This is a genomic window from candidate division WOR-3 bacterium, assembly GCA_039801725.1.
GTDB lineage: Bacteria > Hydrothermota > Tepidihabitantia > Tepidihabitantales > DTDR01 > DTDR01.
Window position 1 is genome coordinate 11,381 of sequence record JBDRVE010000033.1, and the last position, 4,398, is coordinate 15,778.

Consider the following 4,398-nt stretch of genomic DNA (forward strand, 5'->3'; position numbering starts at 1 on the left):
GCACTTGGATTTGTTGATGTCGGGTCAGGCAACGGCTGATTAGTATACACAGTTGATGTTGTCCTTATCGGACTTATCCAACCATTGCCACATATCGATAAAGAATCGCTATACCTTACTCCATAATAATAAATCGGAAATGGTAAAGGAATTCTAATTGTTTGATCATCACTGCTTATGGGTAATCTCTCACCAACACCTCTTATCTCAACCCATTCAAAATCTGGACATTCAACATAAAAACTATCAACATCATCATATGCCCAATATCTTATTGGTGAAGCATTATCCGGTATTGGGTCGGTAATCCTTAATTCACCAATGACAATTGTTAAATAAGAGGAGAAAATATATTGGTCAGAATAAATTCTTAAACTACATGGGATCGGTGTCTCTGGGGGAATATTGGGTAAAGTTTGAACAACAAATTTATCTTGATTATTAAACTTAGTCGAATCTTTAAAAATTGTATCATAAATTCCAATTGAATCCAAGATAATTAGTCTTTCATCAAGAGACTTCAAGACAGCATAGACATTATAACCATTACCAAGTCCTTGGTTTTTTATACCAATTGTTAAAGAAGCAATCTCATTCGGATCAAGTCTGCCATTATTATTTCCATTTGGTGGTGAATCATAAACGACAACTTCTCGATTAACTAAGATTGGTGTACCAACATACAAGGTCAACCTCGATTCCCAAATCGAATCTAAGGTATCTTCAATAGAAAAAACTAAAGGAATTGAATAACCATTAGGAAGATTTTCGGAAACCCGAATATTAAACCCATCTTCACCAGTAAATACAGAATCAAAAGGAGCAATGGAAGAAAAATATTTAAAGGAATCTAAGATAACAACATTGGTATCAGGTTGTCTTAACCTTAAATAAATTTTTACCCCTTCAACTTCGTAATCGTTATGATTTTTAAACCAAGTTGGTATCTCAACCTCTTCGCCAGGATTTAATATTCTATCACCATTTCCCATTGGCGGTTCATCAATTAAATAATGAGCAAGATACCTGACTCCTGTTCTTGGTCTTAATTGAATACCACCAGTAATTACTACTGAATAAGGTTGAGGAATAGAAGTAACAACATTTTGTGCCATTATTTTTAAATTCCATCTTCCCAATTCTGGTTGATTAATCCTAAATACTTCTAAGGGATTTATGTTATCGTATGGCTGAGTAGGATTTTGAACAGATTGACCATTTTGATAAATATTTCCTTTATAAAAATTACCTGATGGTGAAGTCAACAAAACATCTAAATTGTTAATCAATGCTGGATTAGCACCTGGTGCCGCAGCAGTATCAGTCCATACAACGGCTATTCTTAGAGGAATATTATCATTCACTTCAAATTCATATTCAACATATTCGCCAGTTCTTAAACCAATTGTATCATCATATAAAAGAAGTTTTCTTCTATCAGGAACGGGAGTAGCAAAATATAAAACTGAATCAAGATTTACCCTTCCCCAGCCAACATACTCGGAAGGAATAACATAATTTCCAATATTTGGGTCACAAGAAACAATTAAACAGGCTTTTACTAAGGAAGCAGATATATAAGGGAAAGAATCATCAGGATTAGGAACACCAGAAGGATAAAATCCTCTTTTTAGATAACTTCTTATTAGACCACAAGCACCATTTACTGCTGGTGCTGCCATACTCGTTCCACTCATTGAAACATAACCGTTTTGTGTTCCCGCATCAGCAGAATAAATACCTTCGCCAGGCACACAAACATCCGGTTTAATCCTTCCATCAGGTGCTGGTCCACGAGAAGAATAACTTGATAAGACCGTAGAATTTAAACCATTTTGGAGAGAGCCACAAGCAATTATTGACTTGGAATTTCCTGGTTCGGTTATCCGATATTGAGTAGATTGCCCCTGATTACCACAAGATTTTATAATTATTACATCTTTATTTACCCAAGAAAATATATCAACCGAAGCACTCGCATTTGTATACTGCCCCATTGTTCCTGTCCACCAGGAATTAGAAATAGTATATACTTTTAATTCAGGATTTCTTAACCAATTTGTCATCTTATTAAAAGGACCTGTTAAATCCCAACCAGTTGGTTGAGGTATCGGTGCTAAAATACCAATCCGACATCCCTTAGAATGACCATCGTTAGGATTTGTTCCGCCCATTAAAGAATCGTTTCCACCAATTGTGCCACCAACATGGGTTCCATGGCCATCGGGGTCCGAAGGTCTTTGATAGGTTTCCCAATTTTTGAAAAATACTACTTTTCGGTGATTGAGATATTCACCAGTATCAGAAATACTAACATTCGGATCATAAAATGCCCAATGTAAAATATCTAAACCAGTATCAGTATATCCCAAAATCTCATTCACTCCATAAATCCCTTGCTCCCAAATTCTTCTGTTTTCTTGTGCCCAAGTTTGAATTACCCATTGACAATTAGCATTTTCCAATTCTGGTGGATGCCATTCTTCAATAGAAAAGATATAAGGCAAACTAGCTAAAATTGGTATATCCTCTCTTTTTGCTTCTACTTCAATAACTTTAAAATATTCTGACTGAGCATAACGAATAATCTTAAAATCTTTATTAGTTAAATCATTAACCGCAGAAATTAAATCTTCGGGATAGAATAAAGTTAAAGTAAGAATTCCTGATTCTCTATCTTTTAAAATTGTTTGCGCAAATTTGTAACCTGGTTGATAAATTCCAACCCAACGAATATAAGGTAATTTCTCTACCCTCTCTTTTATTTTATTATCCATTTTGCCAATTAAAAGATAACGAGAATGAAAGCCCAAAGTTAAGACACCAAGATTCCTTATTTCCTCTACCATATAACGATAAACCGGACCATTAAATTGAATAAGATAATACCCAAGACCATCTTGGGGATAAGAGTCAATAATTAAATCTTTTGATAATGACGGTAAAGAAAATAATGGATCAAATTTTGGTAAATCCCAAAAACCGATTTGAAAATCGTTAGAGTTAGCAGTTGGTGAATAGAAACCAAAATTTTTTGGTGCTAATGGATTTTTAGCAAAAATAATTAAAGGAATTAAAAATACAATTATTCTCTTCATTTTTTCCTCCTTTTAAGTATATCTTAAACCAATTTTTCTAAAATTATAATGCTTTAATTTCTTTTATCAATATAAAAGCCGAACAAATATTTTTGTTATTCATTCCCAAAAGTTTTTCTTCACTGAAAACTCAGCCAGTTTATCTATTTTGATAAACTCTTTTGGTATCGGAATACTGTTATCCATCATTTTTAACTTCCCATCAACTTGATTACAAAAGTACCTAATTAACAAAAAGATTGTTTATGCTTTTCGTTGGAAATTTATTAGTAGAAACTCTTACAAAATTATTAACTGCCTTCTTTTTAGAATTATATCTGTCTCCTTTTAAGGTTTGTCTTTTTTTGATCCTTTTAAAATCGTTGTTGCTAACCTTAGAAACTTATATCTTATCTCTATAGCACTCTCCTTCCCTGCTTCGGTGTTTAAAAAAATGTGTTATTAATTAATTTGTTGATAGAAATTGATTTTCATATTTTTCTTTATCACAATACAGTCTTCTAAAAATAGAAGGTTTTATGAAGATTATTGAAGAAGGTCAAAAGAAAAGTTGATTCACTATTCTAATCCCTTTGGTTGTGAAAATTTCTCCATAAAAATAAGGATGTAGCAATTAAAGAAAAATTAGGACAAAAATAAAAGAAAGAATTTTGAATTATTTACTTTCATCTTTGCCCCTTTAATTTACCAGATTCTAAATTTAATTATTTTATCAATTATGTCAATTATTTTTTATGAATTGCCATAAATTATATTCCTTAATTATTTTTTCCGGAAGCAAAAACCTGCCTGTAGGAGTTTTATAAATTGCTGCCTCTTTAACTCCCATTTTTGTAAAACTCATAACAGAAACCATCCTCTGCCATATTCCTATAGCCAAATTCCTTACTCTTTGCCAATATAAAATCGCTAAATACCAACTCTCATACTCGAATTTGGAGAGTACTTACCTTAAATACTCCATAATAGATGCTCAAGGTTATACCTTTCTTTAACCACCTTTCTGGTATCTAAATGAATGAAAATTATTATGGATTATTATTTTCTCATCAAAAATATTGAAATAGAACTTTTCTTTAACATCCCATTTTGTTATCCTTTTATTAGATGGTCCAATCAAGATAGTGCTACCTCCATAGATTTAATAACTCCTACCCAATTGTAAAAGATAAAATTATTATCCCCATTAATAAATCGATGTTTATTCCCGTTAATAAAATTATGATTATTATCCTTAATAAATTTATTGTTAATCCTTTTAACAATAGTTTTAACATTCCCAAAGAGTAGAGATACCCCC

The 4,398-nt window shown here is 32.1% G+C and carries 2 protein-coding genes; both read right to left on the reverse strand.

Translation table 11 applies throughout. The features are described 5' to 3' along the window. Nucleotides 1–3,098: S8 family serine peptidase (locus ABIK75_06745; protein ID MEO0090780.1), on the reverse strand; the 3,098-nt coding region annotated here is incomplete at its 3' end. 721 nt (nt 3,099–3,819) lie between these two features. Continuing rightward, complete coding sequence (locus ABIK75_06750; protein MEO0090781.1) at nt 3,820–3,942, reverse strand: hypothetical protein; 123 nt, start codon at nt 3,940–3,942, stop codon at nt 3,820–3,822. Nucleotides 3,943–4,398 lie beyond the last annotated feature (456 nt).